This window comes from Xanthomonas translucens pv. undulosa (genome assembly GCF_017301775.1).
Taxonomy (GTDB): domain Bacteria; phylum Pseudomonadota; class Gammaproteobacteria; order Xanthomonadales; family Xanthomonadaceae; genus Xanthomonas_A; species Xanthomonas_A translucens.
Map to the genome: position 1 here is coordinate 1,657,743 of NZ_CP063993.1, position 17,334 is coordinate 1,675,076.

Here is a 17,334-nt window from a genome sequence, read left to right on the forward strand (position 1 = left end):
GGCAGCGTGGCCGGAATCGGCATTGCCGACTGCATGCGGCGCGCGCATCGCAGCCAGCCACCGCGCAACGCTACAGCGCGGGAAACACCGGCTTGCTGTCGCAGGCCGGCACCGCGCCGGACACCGAGGTCGCATAGGTGCTGACCGTGCTGTCGGCGCTCGGCTGCAGGTTGGAGCGGTCCAGGCCGATGCGCGCATTGCTGGCCTTCAGCGCGGTGAAGTCGGCCGACACGTTGGCCAGCACCAGGTCCAGCGGCGCCGAGGCGTCGTAGCCCCGCACCGAACTGCCCTTGCCCTTCACCGACCCCTGCGCCTTCAGGCCGTTGACCACGATGTTGGCGAAGCTCGGCACGGTGCCGCTGCCACCGCCGCCGTACAGCGGGTTGATCACCAATGCATTGGCCACGCCGAACAGGCAGGTGTTGCGATAGGTGACGTCGCTGACCGGGCCGCCCTTGGCCAGCCCGGTCTTGATGCGCAGGCCATTGTTGTCGGTGCTGGGCCTGCCGTCGGCGTCGCTGCCGAGCACGCTGTTGCCGTCGATCAGGACGTTGTCCACGCCGTACATCACCTCGCTGCCGATGGAGATGCCGTGGGTGCCGTAAAAGCGCGAGTCGCGCACGCTGATGTTGGCCGATCTGGAGGCGATGGTCTTGATCGCCACGCCGTCGTCGCCGCTCATCACGTCGTTGTCGTAGAGCGTGGCGTTGCTGACGCTGTCCAGGTCAAGGCCGTCGGTGTTCGGACTGCTGGCCGGCGCCTTGACCCGCACGCCCCAGACCGTGAGGCCGTCGGCCATGTGCGCGAACAGGTGGAAGTACGGCGCGTTGACCAGATTGACGTGATAGATGCTCACGTCGCTGGCGTTCTGCACCTTGATCAGGTCGGGGCCGTTCTGGGTCAGGCCGCTCGCCTTGGCCTTTTCCCCGAACTGCCACCAGCTGTCGCTGCCGCCCAGCATCGGCAGGTCGCCGCGGCCGTCGATGCTGCCCTGGTCGCCAGCGCCGTCGCGCAGGCCCATCACGCCCAGCGACTTGCCCTTCAGATTGAGCAGCGCGCGGCAGCCGCCGCTGGAGCCTGCGGCCTTGCCGCAGGCACTGGCGCCGGCGACCTGATAGTCGGACGGCTTGCGCGAGGCGAACAGGGTCACCCCGGCATCGATCACCAGGGTCACGTTGCCGCCGATGTTCAACGGCCCGCTGAGGAAGGCATTGCCGGCGCCGGCACGCAGCAGCACCGCCGAACGTCCTCCCTTGGCGGCGCACCTGCCCAGCGCGGCCTGGATGCGCGCGGTGTCCGGCGCGCTCTGCTCATCGGCATCGCCGAAGAGGCGCGCGTCCGCCTGCAGCGTGGCATCGAGGGTGTCGCACAGACTCGGCATCGCGGGTTCGGCGACCACCCGCGTATCGCCGGTCGCGGCGGATGCGTCGAGCGTGACCAGGGCCAGGAGCAGCAGGCAACCGAACGCGGGCGATGTCATTGCTGCAGGGCTCCAGGCGGGGTGCGCAGTGGCGAGGGTTGCACTGCGTTCACGCGAGGATGCCTGGCATCGATTACAGCGACGGGACGGCGTGCGCCTTCTGCGAGTTGCTGCCAACGGGTGTCTAAGATCGTCGCCAAGCCGGCCGGATGCTGGTCGAAATGGTGGCCGCCATGCAGCGCGACGATCTGCGCGCCACTGCCGCGCAACTGCGGACACACCGTGTCCTTCTCCTGGTCGCCGTACACGCACATCAGCTGCGACGGCGCGATGCGCGCGATCTCCGGCAACACCGGCTTGGCGTCGCCGGCATCGCCCAGGTCAAGCCAGTTGCGCACGCGGATCTGGAAATCGGCCTTGCGGTCCACGCCGAACAAGGCCAGCAAGGCGACTTGCGCGCGTTGCGGCGGCGGCAACCGGTTGTACATGAACGGCATCGCGGTGGCGCCGAAGGAATAGCCGACCAACAGGATGCGTTGCGGGTGCCAGTGCTGCTGGTAGTGCGCAATGACCCGCGCCAGGTCGGCGCTGGCCTGCGCCGGCGGTTTGTCGTGCCAGAAGTAGCGCAGGCTGTCCCAGCCGACCACCGCGATGCCGCGCTGCTGCAAGGCCTCGGCCATGCCTTTGTCGATGTCGCGCCAGCCGCCGTCGCCGGACAGCACGATCGCCAGCGGCGCGCCCGGCGCGCGCACCGGCAATTCGGTCAGCGGCAGGTCGTCGAGCGCACCGCCGCTGCCCGACGTGTGCAGGTGCATGGCCACGCGTGCGGCCACGGCCGCCTCCGCCGTGTCCGCGGCCGGTGCCGTCGCGATATCGACGAAGCCCTGCGCGGCGCTGGCTGGCGCGGTGCCGGCGCAGACCTCGGTCGGTGCCGGCGCCACGCCGATCGCGCCGCCCAGGGTTGCCGCCGGCGCGGCGCCGACGATGCGTTCGACCAGGGTCGCGCTGGTGCCGGTCCCGGCCAGCATCGGCAGGAAATAGCGGTCGCCGTGCAGGTCGCGCTGCAGGTGCCGGCTCAGCTGCTCGGCATCGTGCCAGGCATGCCCGCAGCCGGCGCCGGCGCGCTGCAGCCGGGCCAGATAGCGATCGCCATCGACTGTGGCGACCACCGCGCCGGTCGCGGCGATGCGCGCGGCCGCCGCCTGGCGCTGCGCCCGGTTGCCGCTGGCGAACAGGATCACCACACCCTGCGCCGGGCCGGCCGGCTGGGTCAGCGCGACCCGGCCATAGCCGTGGCTGTGCATCGCACCCGCAGGAAAGTAGTAGCGGATCAACGCATAGCCGCTCAGGCCCAGCGCAACGCTCAGCAACAGCAGGAATTTCATGAATTTCATCGACACACATCCATGTCGGCACAGCCGAGCGGACAGGAACCACGGGGAAGACGCGAGGAGGGCGGACGGACGCAGAAAGGACGACACCGGCCAGGCCGGATCGACGATGCGCTGCGTTGGCTCCCCTCGATGGACGCGGGCCGGCTGGGCGGCATCGATGCCGCGCATGGCTACCCGGAATAGATCCTGCGCTCGTGGCCGGTCGCTGCCATCAGCGCCGTCACAGGGCATCGGCGCGAATTGTGGCGAGCGCCGGCACATCCCGCAATCGTTGCGCAGCTCGCCGCATACTTCCGGTTAAGCCGGCGCCCCGCCGGCCATGCCGGCGCTCAGTAGCCGTGCACCGGACGGTGCGCCTTGACCGCCATCACCAGGCCCAGACCGGCCAGCAACGACACCGCGGAGGTGCCGCCATAACTCATCAGCGGCATCGGCACCCCGACCACCGGCAACAGCCCGGAGATCATGCCGCCGTTGACCAGCACGTAGACGAAGAACGCCAGGCCGGTGGCGCCGGCGAGCAGCCGCGAGAACGTGTCGCGCGCCTGCGCGGCGATCCACAGGCAGCGCGCGATCACCACCAGGTACAGGGTCAGCACCGTGGCCACGCCGATCCAGCCGAATTCCTCGCTGAGCACCGAGAACGCGAAGTCGGTGGTCTGTTCGGGGATGAAGTTCAGATGCGACTGCGAGCCCAGGCCCCAGCCCTTGCCGTGCAGGCCGCCGGAGCCGATCGCGATCTTGGACTGGATGATGTTCCAGCCGGCGCCGAGCGCATCGTTCTCCGGATTGAGGAACATCATGATGCGGTCCTTCTGGTAAGGCCGCAGCAACCACAGCCAGGCCACCGGCGCAGCCGCGGCGACGCCGCCCACCGCGATGCCGACCCACCACCACGGCAGCCCGGCCAGCAGCAGCACGAAGCCGCCGCTGGCGGCGATCAGCACGCCGGTGCCGAAGTCAGGCTGCAGCATGATCAATGCGGTCGGCAGGCCGATGATCACCGCACTGACCAGCACCGTGGGCAGGCGCGGCGGCAGCGGCATGCGGTGCAGGTACCAGGCCACCATCATCGGCATGCTGATCTTCAGCAACTCGGCCGGCTGCAGGTAGAACACCTTCAGATCCAGCCACTGCCGGCCGTACTTGCCGGTACCCAGCGCGAACACCGCCAGCAGCGGCAGCATCGACAGCGCGTAGATCAGCGGCGTCCAGGCGCGCAGGCGCAGCGCCGAGACCCGCGACAGGCCCCACATCGCCGCCGTGCCGATCGCAAAGCGGATGGCCTGGGCCAGCATCAGATGGTTGCCGCCGGCCTGGCCGCCGGCGCTCTTGAGCACGGCCAGGCCGATCACCATCAGCGCCCCCAGGGCCAGGCACATCGGCCAGTCCAGGGTGCGGGCGAAACGGCCGCCGAGATCGGCCAGCCAGCGCAGGAAATCCTTCATCGCTCGTCCGGGATCTCGTCGGGGATCGGCGGCGGCGCGTCCGGCGGCGGCACCGCGGCCGCATCCACCACCACCGGCCCGACCAGCACCAGGCGTTCGCCGGCGGCCAGCGCCGCTGCGTCGGCGGCGGCGCGCGAGCCCGGATCCTCGGCATAGTAAAGCCGGCTGCCGAACGCGGTGGCGCCACGCAGGCTGTCCAGGGGCTCGATGCCGGCGGGCAGGCGCCCAAGCAACCAGGCATCGAAGATCTTGCGCGCGATCGGTGCGGCGGTGCTGGCGCCGTAACCGCCGCCTTCCACCGCCACCGCCAGCGCGATGGTCGGCTCCGCGGCCGGGGCGAAGCCCTCGAACAGCGAGCGGTGGCGCAGGTGCATCGGCAGGCTGCGCGGATCCACCGCGGCCAGGCCCTTGCGGCTGACCACCTGCGCGGTGCCGGTCTTGCCGGCCATCTGGTACGGCGCGCTGACGGCGATCGCATGCCCGCTGCCGCCGGGACGCATGGTGTCCATCATGCCCTCGCGCACCGCCTGCAGGTTGCCGGGATTGTCGCTGATCGGCTTGCCCGGGCCGAGCGCCACCGGCGCCCACGGCTGGTCGAACGCGCCGCGCTGGGCCATCACCAGGTGCGGGGTGCGCAGCTGGCCATCGGCGATGCCGGCCACCGCGCGTACCAGTTGCAGCGGGGTCACCTTCCAGTCGCCCTGGCCGATGGCGATGTTGACCGTGTCGCCGGGATACCACGCTTCCTTGCGGCTTTTCGCCTTGAAGGCCGGCGACGGCACGATGCCGCCGATCTCGCCCATCAGGTCGATACCGGTCGGCGCGCCGAAGCCGTAGCGGTTCATGTACTGGTCGACCTTGCCGATGCCCATGTCGACGGCCAGCTTGTAGTAATAGGTGTTGACCGACTGCGCGATCGACTTGCGCAAGTCGGTCCAGCCATGTCCGCCGCGGTGCGAGTCGCCCCAGCCGCGGCTGACCCCGGGCAGGTAGAACATGCCGGTGGACAGGATCTTGTCCTCCGGGCGGCGGGTGCCGCTGTCCAGCCCGGCCAGGCCCATGAACGGCTTGATGGTCGAGCCCGGCGCCACCCCGCCCAGTACCAGCCGGTTGAACTGCGGCCGCGACGGATCGCTGTTGAGCACCTGGAAATCGGCGTGCGAGATGCCGTTGACGAACAGGTTGGGATCGTAGGACGGCAGACTGACCATGGCCAGGATCTCGCCGGTGCGCGGATCGATCGCGATGGCCGCGCCCTGGTAGTCACCGAACGCGGCGACCATCGCGCGCTGCAGGTCGGCGTCGATGGACAGGCGCAGGTCGGCGCCGGACTGCGCCGGGACCCGGCCGACGGTGCGGATCGCGCGGCCCTGCACGTTGGTCTCGACCTGCTCGTAGCCGACCTTGCCGCGCAATTCCTCTTCGTAATAGCGCTCCAGCCCGGACTTGCCGATGTGGGTCAGCGCGGCGTTGCCTTCGCCGAGCATCTCCAGGTCCTTCTCGTCGATGCGGCCGACGTAGCCGATGATGTGTGCGAACAGGTCGCCGTAGGGATAGTGGCGGGTCAGGTACGGCTCCAGCTCCACGCCGGGGAAGCGCCAGCGGTCCACCGCGAAGCGCGCGCGCTCCTCCTCGCTGACCCGCAGTTTGAGGGTGACCGGGCGGAAGCTGCGGCTGGCCTTGCGCGCGGCCTGGAAGCGTTCGATGTCCTCAGCCGACAGGGCGATGACCTTGCCCAACTCGGCCAACAGCGCGTCCATGTCGTCGACCTTGTCCGGGGTGACGTCGAGCCGGAACGCGGGTACGTTCTCGGCCAGCAGGCGGCCGTTGCGGTCGTAGATCATGCCGCGCCCGGGCACCACCGGCCGCGGCTTGATCCGGTTGGCGTCCGAGCGCGTGGCGTAGACGTCGTGGTCCAGCACCTGCAGCTTGAAGTACCAGGCGCCCAGGCCGATCAGCGCCACCAGCACGCCAAGGAACCCCAGCGCCGCGCGGCGCCGGAACTGCTCGGCCTCGGCGTGCGGGTTCTTCTGCGTGCGGCGGGTGTGCAGGGCCACGCTACTTCTTGCTCCGCCGACCCAGCCGCAGCGCGTCCAGCAGCACGAACAGCGGCGGCCACAACGCCATGCCCAGCAGCGGCGCCCACCAGTAGTTCCACGGCAGGGTCGGCTCGCCCACCGCCAGGTGCACGGCCGCGGCGACGATACGATCGTTGACCAGCAAGCCGCCGATCGCCAGCGCCTGCTGCGACATAGGGAAGAAGCGGATGCGCGCGCGGAAGCGCTGCAGGATGAAGCTCAGGATCACCAGCCGCAGCGCCTGCTCGCCGAGCACCCCACCGTACAGCAGGTCGGCGACCACGCCGATGGCGAAGGCGAAGCCCAGCCCGACCGTGTCCGGGGTCTCGATCACCCAGTACGCCACCACCAGCGCCAGCCAGTACGGCCGCAGCGGCTGCAGCAGCAGCGGCAACGGCAGCAGGCCCAGCAGCAGCGCCAGGAGCACGCTGACTGGGAGGACCCAGCCCTTGCTGCGGGGGCGGCTCATTGCTGCGGCTCCTTGGGAGCCGGCGGGACTAGGGACTCGGGACTCGGGACTCGATCAGAAGCCGGGACATGGCCGGATACCGGGCCAGCGGCCGGCGCAGAACCGCGCCCTTGCGCCGCCGCATGCACCGCATCGCCGTTGCCGTTGCCGTTGCTGTCGCCGTGTCCGAGTCCCGAGTCCCGAGTCCCGAGTCCCGGCTTCAACAACAACACGTCCCGCCCCCGGTCCAGCTTCGCCGCCGGCTTCAGATTGCCGACCAGGAAGGCATGGGTGTCGTCCGGGCGCAGCGTCGCCACGGTGCCGACCGGGAAGCCGGCCGGGAAGCGCCCGCCCAGGCCGGAGGTGACGATCTCGTCGCCGACCTCGACCCCGGCGCTGAGCGGCACGTCGCGCAGCTCCAGGGTGTCGCCGCGGCCGTAGACGATCAGGCGCACGCCGTTGCGCGCCACCGTCACCGGCACCGCATGGTCCGGATCGGTCAGCAGCAGCACGGTGGAATGCAGCGGGGTCACCTCGATCACCTGGCCCATCAGCCCGCCGGCGTCGATCACCGCCTGGCCGACGTGCACGCCGTCGCGGCCGCCGGCATCCAGCACCAGGCGCTGCCGGGTCGGGTCCAGGTCGATGTCCAGGATCGGCGCCAGCTGCACGTCCAGGCCGCGGCGTTCGGCCACCCCCAGCAGCTCGCGCAGCTGCGCGTTGTCCAGCGCTGCCGTCTGCAGCCGGGTCAGGCGCGCCTTGGCGATCAGCAGTTCGTTGCGCAGCGCACGGTTTTCCCTGACCAGCTGCGCATGGCTGGCGGCGCGCTCCTGCACCTGCGAGCCGACCCGGCCGGGCAGCCCGGCCAAGGCCCACAGCGGCTGCACCAGCAGGTTGGTCTGGCTGCGCACCTGCTTCAGCCAGCCGGCCTGCGCGTCGAGCACGATCAGCACCACCGCCAGGGCCAGGTACGCCAGCAGGCGCGGCGTGCTGGCGGCTTCGCCCGGGCGGGCAGTGACGGGAGGACCGGCGTAGGGAGGCACGGGCTAGAGCCGGGAAAGGGGAATCGGGAAGAAGGAATCGGAAAACGACAGCGCGCTCGCGGCTCGATCGGGCCGGGGCGCGGGCACGGTGGCGGACGCGGGGCCGGCAATGTCGGTGCGGATGGGGGGTTCGATTTCCCATTCCCCATTCCCGATTGCCGGCCTCACCATCACTCCGGCGCGAAGAACTCGTTGCCGTGCATGTCCACCAGCTCCAGCGCACGGCCGCCGCCGCGTGCCACGCAGGTCAGCGGGTCGTCGGCGACCTGCACGTGCAGGCCGGTCTCCTCGGAGATCAGCCGGTCCAGGTCGCGCAGCAGCGCACCGCCGCCGGTCAGCACGATGCCGCGCTCGGCGACGTCGGCGCACAGCTCCGGCGGGGTCTGCTCCAGCGCCAGCTTGACCGCCGAGACGATGCCCGACAGCGGCTCATGCAGCGCCTCCAGCACCTCGTTGGAGTTGATCTTGATCATCTTCGGCACGCCCTCGGCGAGGTTGCGGCCGGAGATTTCCATTTCCTGCACTTCTTCCTGCGGGTAGGCGCAGCCGATCTGCAGCTTGATGCGCTCGGCGGTGGCCTCGCCGATCAGCATGCCGTGGTTGCGGCGCACGTAGTTGGTGATCGACTCGTCGAAGCGATCGCCGCCGATGCGCACCGACTGCGAGTAGACGATGCCGTTCAGCGAGATCACCGCCACCTCGGTGGTGCCGCCGCCGATGTCGATGACCATCGAACCGCGCGCCTCGGTGACCGGCATGCCGGCGCCGATCGCCGCGGCCATCGGTTCCTCGATCAGGTACACATCGCGCGCGCCGGCCTCCTCGGCCGATTCCTTGATCGCGCGGCGCTCGACCTGGGTCGAGCCGGCCGGCACGCACACCAGCACGCGCGGGCTCGGGCGCAGGAAGCGCGACTTGTGCACTTTCTTGATGAAGTGCTTGAGCATCGCCTCGGTGTAGGTGAAGTCGGCGATGACGCCGTCCTTCATCGGGCGGATGGTGGTGATGTGGCCGGGGGTGCGGCCGAGCATCTGCTTGGCCTCGGCGCCGACCGCGGCCACCGACCGGGTGCCGCCGATCGCGCGATCCTGGCGCACCGCGACCACCGACGGTTCGTTCAGCACGATGCCCTGGCCACGCACGTAGATGAGGGTGTTGGCCGTGCCCAGATCGATGGACAGGTCGTTGGAGAACATGCCGCGGAGTTTCTTGAACATCGTGGAATTGAGTCCTGGAGAGTCGCGTGCCGTCGCCGAATGGCGAAAAAATGGGCAGAAAACGAAGTCTGCTAGCGTAACAACCCACCTAGGTGCGGGCAAGGAAAATTCTCGCTAAAACCGCGCCTTGCATGCGCTCGCAGGGGCGCCGTGCATCGTGCTAGTGGCCCTGCCCGGCCGCAGCCGTTACCCTTTGCGCCGCGGCGACCCCGCACGCTGCCCGCCTGAATGCGGGCTCATCCCTCCGCCAAGGCCTGCCCGATGTCCGCACTGATCTGTGGTTCCCTCGCTTTCGACACCATCATGGTGTTCCCGGACCAGTTCAAGAACCACATCCTGCCGGACAAGGTGCACATCCTGAACGTGTCGTTCCTGGTGCCGCGGATGCGCCGCGAGTTCGGCGGCTGCGCCGGCAACATCGCCTACAACCTGCACCTGCTGGGCGGCGACCCGATCCCGATGGGCACGGTGGGCCAGGATTTCGGCCCCTACCGCGAGCATTTCGAGACATTGGGCATCGACCTGTCGCGGGTCAAGGTGATCGAGGACCTGTTCACCCCGCAGGCGTTCATCACCACCGATCACGACAACAACCAGATCACCGCGTTCCATCCCGGTGCGATGATGCGCAGCTACGAGAACCACGTGCGCGACGTGCCGGGCGTGACCCTGGGCCTGGTCGGCCCGGACGGGCGCGAGGGCATGATCCAGAACGCCGAGGAGTTCGCCGCCGGCGGCATCCCCTTCATCTTCGATCCCGGCCAGGCGATGCCGCTGTTCAACGGCCCGGAACTGCGCACCTTCATCGAGCAGGCCGACTACGTGGTGGTCAACGACTACGAGTCCAACCTGCTGCAGGAGCGAACCGGCTGGAACGAGCAGGACATCGTCTCGCGGGTGCAGGCCTACATCACCACCCAGGGTCCGAAGGGCGCGCTGGTGTACACCCCCGACAAGACCTACGACGTCCCGCCGGCGCACGAGCGCCGCGTGGTCGACCCGACCGGCTGCGGCGACGCGTTCCGCGCCGGCCTGATCTTCGGCATCGAGCGCGGCTGCGACTGGCTGACGATCGGGCGCATGGGCAACCTGATGGGCGCGTTGAAGGTGGAACACCCGGGCACCCAGAACCAGCGCTTCGACTTCGACGAGTTCAACGACCAGTTCAAGCAGCAGTTCGGGTACGCGCTGTAAGGCCGGGAAAGGGCATTCGGGAATGGGGATTCGCAAAAAAGCCGGTTGCCGACGCTGTAACTGCATAACGAAACCGCACAAACATGCGGTTTTTTGGCTGGACCAGGCGCCGGGAAAGAATCCGCCGCAGACGAGCCGCTCCTGCCATTCCCCACTCCCCGTTCCCGGCTTTTGCTGCACTGCGGTTTGAGCGCGGCACCCGTTTGTGCGTCACTGCCTGCCTGGCCCCGGGTGGGGACCGAGGATGCGCCACGTGTCGGAACTGACTGTCGCCAACCTCCCGCAGGCCAAGGCCGGGCCGTCGTGTGCCGCCGAATCCGCATTACTGATGCGGATGCGCTATTTCCGCCAGATCGAGCCGTTGCCGCCGGCGCTGGCGCGTTCCTGGCAACGCTGCCTGGACGAGTACGGGCTGAACCCGGATACCCACCCTTCGCCGATGGTCCATGACGGCAGCGGACTGCGCGAGCGCCGGCAGCGGCTGGAGCAGGTGCTGCGCATCGCCAAGGTGGAGATCGAGAAGCTCTACGAGCAGATCGCCGGCGGTGGCTATGCGGTGGTGTTCGCCGACGCCGAGGCGACTTTGCTGCACAGCGTGCAGGACCCGGGGCTGCTGCGCGAATTCCGCGAGACCGGGTTGTTCTGCGGCGCCAGCTGGGCCGAGCGCTACCAGGGCACCAACGGCATCGGCACCTGCGCGGTGGAACGCAGCGCACTCGGCGTGCACCGCGGCGAGCATTACCTGATCCGGCACCTGCCGCTGTCGTGCAGCGGCGCGCCGATCCTGGACCCGCACGGGCAACTGCTGGCGGTCCTGGACGCCTCCACCCCGGACGCGCGCGACACCAAGCTGGCGCAGCGCCACACCAGCGCGCTGGTGGGCATGTCCGCGGCGCAGATCGCGCGCTCGTATTTCCTGGAGCAATACCGGCATGCGTGGATCCTGCGCTTCCACAGCCGCCCGGAGTTCGCCGGCCTGCTGCACGAGGCGCTGATGGCGATCGGCGACGACGGCCGCGTGCTCGCGGTCAACGAAGCCGCGCTGGAACAGCTCGGCAAGGGCGACCGCAGCCTGCTGGTCGGGCGTGACATCTCGCAGGTGATGCAACTGGATTTCGACACGGTGGAGCAGCGCGCGCGCAACGACGCCAGCACGCTGTGGTCGATCCGCTGCGCCTGCCACGGGCGCCGTTTCTTCGCCCTGGCGCAGCCGCCGCGCCGCGACGCGGCCGCTGGCCGCGCGCACGCCGCCAGTGCCGACAGCGCCGACAGTGGCGAGACCGCCTACGCCCGCGAACACGTCGGCTCCGATTCGCGCATGCGCCACAATCTGGACAACGCGCTGAAGCTGGCCGCGCATCGCGTGTCGATCCTGCTGTGCGGCGCCACCGGCACCGGCAAGGAAGAATTCGCCAAGGCGGTGCACCGCGGCTCGCCGTGGGCGGCGCGGCCGTTCGTGGCGGTGAACTGCGCGGCGATCCCGGAAGCGCTGATCGAGAGCGAGCTGTTCGGTTACGCCCGCGGCGCGTTCACCGATGCGGCGCGCGAAGGCCGCCACGGCAAGCTGCTGCAGGCCAGCGGCGGCACCCTGTTCCTGGACGAGATCGGCGACATGCCGCTGCAGACGCGGCTGCTGCGCGTGCTGGAAGAACAGAGTGTGCCCCCCCTAGGTAGCGACCGGGCGATGCCGCTGAAACTGCACGTGGTCAGCGCCAGCCACCGCGACCTGATGCAGATGGTGGCCGCCGGCGAGTTCCGTGAGGACCTGTACTACCGCCTCAATGGCGTGGTGCTGCACCTGCCGCCGCTGCGCGAGCGCAGCGACAAGGCCGAACTGATCCGAACCCTGCTGCGCGAGGAGAGCGGCGAGCACCACGTGCGCATCAGCGAAGACGCGCTGCACAAGCTGCTCAGCTACGCCTGGCCGGGCAACCTGCGGCAGCTGCGCAACGTGCTGCGCACCGCCGCGGTGCTGTGCGCCGACGGCATGATCCGCATCTCCAACCTACCGCAGGAAATCGTCGACGCCGACAGCGGCCCATGCCTGGTCAACGGCGATGCGGTCGCCGCCGACGACATGCCCGGCCGCGTGGCCCTGGACAACGCCGAGCGCAGCGTGCTGCAGCAGCAGCTGGAACGGCATCGCTGGAATGTCAGCCGCACCGCCGACGCGCTCGGCATCAGCCGCAACACCCTGTACCGCAAGCTGCGCAAGCATGGGTTGGCGACGGCTTGAGTGCGGGCGCGCAGCCGCTCGACCACGCCATTTCCTGTACCCATTTTCTGTAGGAGCGGCTTCAGCCGCGACCCCGAAGCCGGATACAGGTCGGTTCCGGTGTCGCGACTGAAGTCGCTCCCGCAAAAAGTAGCTCCCACAACAAGCCTTGGCACGATTCGGCATCGCCTGAGCGCCAGGTTCGCTCTCGTGTGCAATGCGACGACAGTCCCGACGAGGCTTCACCGACAAAGCGTCGGGACTGAAGTCCCTCCCACAGAAAAGAACGCCCTACCCGGCCGCGCCCCGCCACCATTCCAGCAGCGCCGCGCAATCGGCGAAATGCAAATCGGCCAGCGCCGGCCAGCGATTGTCCGCATGCAGCAGCACCGTCGTCGCACCAGCATGGCGCCCGCACTGCAGGTCGTATTCGTGGTCGCCGATCATTACCAGCGAATGCGGCGCCACGCCCCAATACGCGGCCAAGTGCTGCAAGCCGCCGGGATGCGGCTTGGGCGGCGCCTCGTCGCGGCCAAGGATGCTGGCATCCTCGAACAGATGCTCCACCCCGATCTCGCGCAGCGTCAGCCGCGCCAGTTCCTGCGCGTTGCGGGTCAACAGCGCCAGCCGGCAACCCGCCGCATGCAGCGTGCGCAGTAGTGCCGCGGCGCCGGGTGCGGCGACGGCGCCCAAGGCCAACGCGCGTTCGTGCTCGAGCAGCCAGGCGTGCTTAGCGGCGCCCTCCTCGGCCGGCAGCGCGGCCAGATGCTGCAGGATGTCGGCCTGCGGCGGAATCTGCAGTTCGCGGCGGATCAGCGCGAAATCGTGCACCGCACGGGTCAGCGTGCCGTCCATGTCGAACACCCAGTGCCGCACCTGGCGCAGGTGCGCGCCGGGTGCCTCTACGCTCAGTCCCATCCCGGCATCTGCGACCCGTCCAGGCCGCCGGTTTCGAACACCGCGGTGCGGGTGCCGCCGGCCTTCACCGGAAACTCGATCTGCAGCACCGTGGTCTTGCGCGCCAGCTTCCACAGCGCCTTGTCGTCGCTGATGAACATCGCGATCGCCTCGTCGGTGTTCGGGCGCCACGCCGCGGCCGCGCGCGGCGCGGCAGCGTCGGCCTTCAACTGCACCTTGCAGCCGCCGGCGCAACGGAAATCGCCGGCCTGCAGCACCAGATAGGCGCTGCGCTTCCATTCGGGGTGGTCGCGGAACACCAGCTGCACCGGCTTGGGGCCGCTGCCGTCCACATCGACCTTGTCGCGGCTGTACAGCATCGCCGAGCGCTGCGTGCCCTTGCCGGCCGGCACCTGCGAATATTCCCAGGCCGCCTGCATGCGCCGCAGCTCGCGTGCCGCCTCGCCCTTGGCCTTGACCTCGGCGTAGCCGGGTTCGATGCGCTCGGCCGCGTCCGAACCGGGATACTGCTCCAGCAGCGCCGCGCCATGGATGCGCGCCAGGTCCCAGTTGCCGGACTTCACCGCGGCGTCGTAGTGCTTGGCCAGGTCGTCGGCGGCCTGCGCCTTGGCCTGCGCTTCGGCGGCGGCCTGCGCCTTGCGTTCGGCCTCGTGGTCGCCGCAACCGGCCATGGCCACGGCGCACAGCGCGCCGAGCAGAATGCGTTTCATCGGGGGACTCCTCGTTGGATCAATTGATCGATCGCCTGCGCGACCTCGGCCGGCTTCTCGACGATGGACATGTGGCCGCTGCCGTCGAGCAATACCTGTAGCGCCTGCGGCACGCGCTCGGCGTACAGCGCCAGCGCGCTGGCATCGATCACCGCGTCCTGCACGCAGTTCAGCAGCAGCGCCGGCTGGCGGATGCGCGCGGCTTCTTCGAACGGCAGGAAGGCTTCCTCGCTGCGTCCGATCCGCGCCAGCACCTGCTGCTCGAAACCGGCCTCGCTGCGCCGCCAGGCGACGATCGAGGACACCGCCCAGGACGGGATGCGCGGCTTGCTCGGTTCCAGCACAAACACCGTATCGATGTAGCGGCGCAGCGAGTCGGCGTCGTACACGGCGAACGGATTATCGCCGTCCAGCACCGCCTGGCCGAAGGCGTTGTCGGCGAAGCGCACGCCGGCGGCGTTGAGCAGGCCGACGCGATCGAACAATGGCGGATGGCGCGCGGCGGCGAGCGCGGCGATGCCGCCGCCCATCGAATGCCCGATCAGCACGCATTCGCTGCCCGTACCGCGCACGCACTGCGCGGCGAACGCGGCCACACGCTCGGCCTGCGCGACGAAGCCGTAGTCCTGCCCGTCGATGCGCTGGCTCTCGGCCCAGCCGGGCAGATCGGGAAGGAACAGGTGATAGCGGTCGCCGAGCGCGCGCGCCAGCGGTAACCAGTTCTCCTTGCTGCCGGTGAAACCATGCACCAGCAGCAGCGCAGGGGCGGCGGGATCGGCCGCGGCGCGGTGCAGGTAGGTCCAGCGATGCCCGGCGACCTGCGTCTGGCAGCGCCGCAGGCCGCTGCCCCAGCGCTGACGCAGGCTTTCCAGGCGCACCAGCAGGAACGGCTTGCTGCGCAACAACAGCACCGCGCCCACCAGCAGCGTCACACCCACGGCCAGCGCGGTGAACGCCAGCAGCAGCACTACCGTCAGCAGCAACATGGAAGAGCCGGGAACCGGAAACGGGCCATGCGCCTACCTTCGCATGCGGCTCGGTTTGCGCCAAGTCCTGCACTGGATGGGACTGCGGGACGTTCCCCTCACCAATGGTGCTGCATCCATCGACGCACCGCCTCAGTGCGCGGCGGCGCCATTGTCGGCCTTGGCCAGCATGTCTTCCACCGACACCGTGGTGATCGGGTGGTAGCCGGGCTTGGCCTGGGCGAAGACCTGCTTGGCGAAGGCCAGGCCGTCCGGGGTCTTCACCAGTTCGGCGTAGATCGGCAGGATCAGCTTGCGGCGGCCGACGCGGGCGATGAACTCGCCGGCGGCCGGGCGCGCTTCGGCGTAGCCGCTGCGGATCGCCAGCGGATACCAGCGCATGGCGATCTCGCCGTTCGCGGTGCCGGTGAAATGATAGGCGGCGTCGAGTTGCTTGAGCTGCTCGGGTTTGAGCGTGGCGCCCAGGCCGCTGAGGAAACGCGTCCACTCCTGCGTGCTCCAGGCGTCGGTGATCTGCTTGCCCGGCAGGGTGCCGCTGCCGACCCAGGCGATGCGCGCGGTATCGACCATCGCGAAGTTGCGCGAACGCGCCTTCTGCGCGAACGCCGGGATACCCGGCTCGTCCAGCCAGGCGTGCAGTTCGGCCTCGCTCACCGCATCGGGCTTGCTGGCCAGCAGGTTCTTCTTCAGGTAGTCGACGAACTGGTCGGTGTTGGCGCTCTGGAATGCGTGGTCGTCGAACCAGCCGCGCAGGAACGCATCGAAGGTGGCGCGGCCGAAGCGCTGCTCCAGGAACTGCAGGAACCAGGCGCCCTTGACGTAGGCGACCTGGCTCAGCGCGTCGTCCGGATCGCGCTCGGTCAGCGCCGGCAACGCCAGCGCCTGGTCGGCCGGGCGCATGTCCTTGACCTCGGCGAGCAGGTCGGTCTGGTCGATCTCGCGCTCCATCTCCGCCGCTTCGGCGCCGTACAGCGCTTCGGTGATGCGCGCCTGCACGTAAGTGGTGAAGCCTTCGTTGAGCCAGATGTCCTTCCAGCTGGCGTTGGTCACCAGGTTGCCGGACCAGCTATGCGCCAGCTCGTGCGCGATCAGCGACACCAGCGACTTGTCGCCGACGATCACGGTGGGGGTGGCGAAGGTCAGGCGCGGGTTCTCCATGCCGCCGAACGGGAACGACGGCGGCAGCACCAGCATGTCGTAGCGGCCCCAGCGGTACGGGCCGTACAGCGTCTCGGCGGCGACGATCATCTTCTCGGTGTCCTCGAACTCCTTGGCCGCCTTGGCGGCCATGGACGGTTCGGCCCAGATGCCCGAGCGCGCTGAGATCGGCTTGAACACCAGGTCGCCGGCGGCGATGGCCAGCAGGTAGGACGGGATCGGCTGCGGCATCTTGAAGGTGTAGTCGCCGTCGCGCGCCGCCTTGGGGTCGTTGTCGGCGCTCATCAGCACCATCACGTCCGGACGCGACACGACGTGCGCGCTATAGGTGAAGCGCACACTCGGCGTGTCCTGCAGGGGCACCCAGCTGCGCGCATGGATCGCCTGCGACTGGCTGAACATGAAGGGCAGTTGCTTGCCCTCGGTCATCGACGGCTGCAGCCACTGCAGGCCCGAGGCGGTCGCGGCGGTATGGTAGGCGATGGTGACCTTCTGCGGCTGGTTCGGCGCTTCGATGGTCAGCTTGCTGCCGTAGATCTTGTCGGCCGGCGCCAGCGCGTACTTCAGCGGCGCCAGGTTGCCCTTGCCGTCGTCGCCCTGCACGTTTTCGATGGTCAGCTCGCGCGTGTCCAGCAGCAGCTGCCTGGCGCTCTTGTCCTTCCAGTCCAGCGTATAGGTAGCGGTCCCGCCGATCTGCCTGCGGTCGAAGTCCAGCTTCAGGTCCAGCGCCAGGTCCTTGATCACGACCTTGGCCGGTTCGGCGTAGGAACTTTCGTCGTGGCTGCGGTCGGCGGGTTTCACGGCGGCGGGCGCGGGCTTGGCGGCGGGAGCGGCAGCCTCGGTGGGCGCTTGGCGGGAACAACCGGTCGCGATGACCGCGGCCAGGAGCAGCAGCAGGAGCGGGGAACGCATGACGGCACCGGTGCGGGGAAAACCGGCAGTTTACCTGCCCCTGCCCGCCGCTGCCGGCGCGCGCGCAAAAGCGTCGGGACTGAAGTCCCTCCCACAAGGGACGCATCGCCAGCGCCGCACTGCCTCACCCAAGCACCGCGCTTTTCCGAGTCCCGAGTCCCGAGTCCCGAGTCCCGAGTCCCGAGTCCCCGGT

The 17,334-nt window shown here is 69.3% G+C and carries 12 protein-coding genes and 1 pseudogene; 2 read left to right on the plus strand and 11 right to left on the minus strand.

What is annotated here, in order from left to right; genetic code table 11:
- Window positions 1-70: 70 nt before the first annotated feature.
- The 7 genes and pseudogenes from ISN38_RS07070 to ISN38_RS07100 all read right to left on the minus strand — a co-directional run bounded on the left by ISN38_RS07070 (window position 71) and on the right by ISN38_RS07100 (window position 9,048).
- The gene (locus ISN38_RS07070) at window positions 71-1,480 is read right to left on the minus strand and encodes a glycoside hydrolase family 28 protein (protein WP_003465827.1); all 1,410 of its coding nucleotides are present in this window, start codon (window positions 1,478-1,480) and stop codon (window positions 71-73) included.
- Window positions 1,477-2,814, minus strand: a complete 1,338-nt coding sequence (locus tag ISN38_RS07075) for a virulence factor family protein (protein WP_058359086.1) — start codon at window positions 2,812-2,814, stop codon at window positions 1,477-1,479. The genes ISN38_RS07070 and ISN38_RS07075 overlap by 4 nt, the downstream gene beginning before the upstream one ends.
- A gap of 329 nt (window positions 2,815-3,143) precedes the next feature.
- Window positions 3,144-4,262, minus strand: a complete 1,119-nt coding sequence (rodA, locus tag ISN38_RS07080; protein ID WP_003465831.1) for a rod shape-determining protein RodA — start codon at window positions 4,260-4,262, stop codon at window positions 3,144-3,146.
- Window positions 4,259-6,313, minus strand: coding sequence for a penicillin-binding protein 2 (gene mrdA / locus ISN38_RS07085; RefSeq protein WP_058364666.1), 2,055 nt, complete (start codon window positions 6,311-6,313; stop codon window positions 4,259-4,261). The genes rodA and mrdA overlap by 4 nt, the downstream gene beginning before the upstream one ends.
- 7 nt (window positions 6,314-6,320) lie before the next feature.
- Complete coding sequence (mreD, locus tag ISN38_RS07090) at window positions 6,321-6,809, minus strand: rod shape-determining protein MreD (RefSeq protein ID WP_003465834.1); 489 nt, start codon at window positions 6,807-6,809, stop codon at window positions 6,321-6,323.
- Window positions 6,810-6,946: 137 nt separating this feature from the next.
- Window positions 6,947-7,831, minus strand: a pseudogene (gene mreC, locus ISN38_RS07095) (rod shape-determining protein MreC); the annotation flags it as partial.
- Between the two features lie 170 nt (window positions 7,832-8,001).
- On the minus strand, window positions 8,002-9,048 hold the full coding sequence (locus tag ISN38_RS07100; RefSeq protein ID WP_003465837.1) for a rod shape-determining protein: 1,047 nt from the start codon (window positions 9,046-9,048) through the stop codon (window positions 8,002-8,004).
- 261 nt (window positions 9,049-9,309) lie between these two features.
- Here ISN38_RS07100 and ISN38_RS07105 point away from each other — a divergent pair, with 261 nt between their 5' ends.
- Together ISN38_RS07105 and ISN38_RS07110 are read left to right on the plus strand one after the other, a co-directional pair.
- Window positions 9,310-10,242 (plus strand): carbohydrate kinase family protein, encoded by a 933-nt coding sequence (locus tag ISN38_RS07105; RefSeq protein ID WP_003465839.1) that lies wholly within the window; start codon window positions 9,310-9,312, stop codon window positions 10,240-10,242.
- A 253-nt stretch (window positions 10,243-10,495) separates the two neighbouring features.
- Window positions 10,496-12,478, plus strand: a complete 1,983-nt coding sequence (locus tag ISN38_RS07110) for a sigma-54-dependent Fis family transcriptional regulator (RefSeq protein ID WP_206712121.1) — start codon at window positions 10,496-10,498, stop codon at window positions 12,476-12,478.
- Between the two features lie 270 nt (window positions 12,479-12,748).
- On the opposite strand, the gene ISN38_RS07115 is transcribed toward ISN38_RS07110, so the two are convergent.
- The 4 genes from ISN38_RS07115 to ISN38_RS07130 all read right to left on the minus strand — a co-directional run bounded on the left by ISN38_RS07115 (window position 12,749) and on the right by ISN38_RS07130 (window position 17,141).
- Window positions 12,749-13,375, minus strand: a complete 627-nt coding sequence (locus ISN38_RS07115) for an HAD family hydrolase (protein WP_047324540.1) — start codon at window positions 13,373-13,375, stop codon at window positions 12,749-12,751.
- The gene (locus tag ISN38_RS07120) at window positions 13,366-14,085 is read right to left on the minus strand and encodes a hypothetical protein (protein WP_047324539.1); all 720 of its coding nucleotides are present in this window, start codon (window positions 14,083-14,085) and stop codon (window positions 13,366-13,368) included. Before ISN38_RS07120 ends, ISN38_RS07115 begins: the two co-directional genes overlap by 10 nt.
- Window positions 14,082-15,071, minus strand: coding sequence for an alpha/beta fold hydrolase (locus ISN38_RS07125; protein WP_003465851.1), 990 nt, complete (start codon window positions 15,069-15,071; stop codon window positions 14,082-14,084). Before ISN38_RS07125 ends, ISN38_RS07120 begins: the two co-directional genes overlap by 4 nt.
- A 132-nt stretch (window positions 15,072-15,203) precedes the next feature.
- Entirely contained in the window at window positions 15,204-17,141 is a 1,938-nt protein-coding gene (locus ISN38_RS07130) for a M1 family metallopeptidase (protein ID WP_003465854.1), read from the minus strand.
- Window positions 17,142-17,334 lie beyond the last annotated feature (193 nt).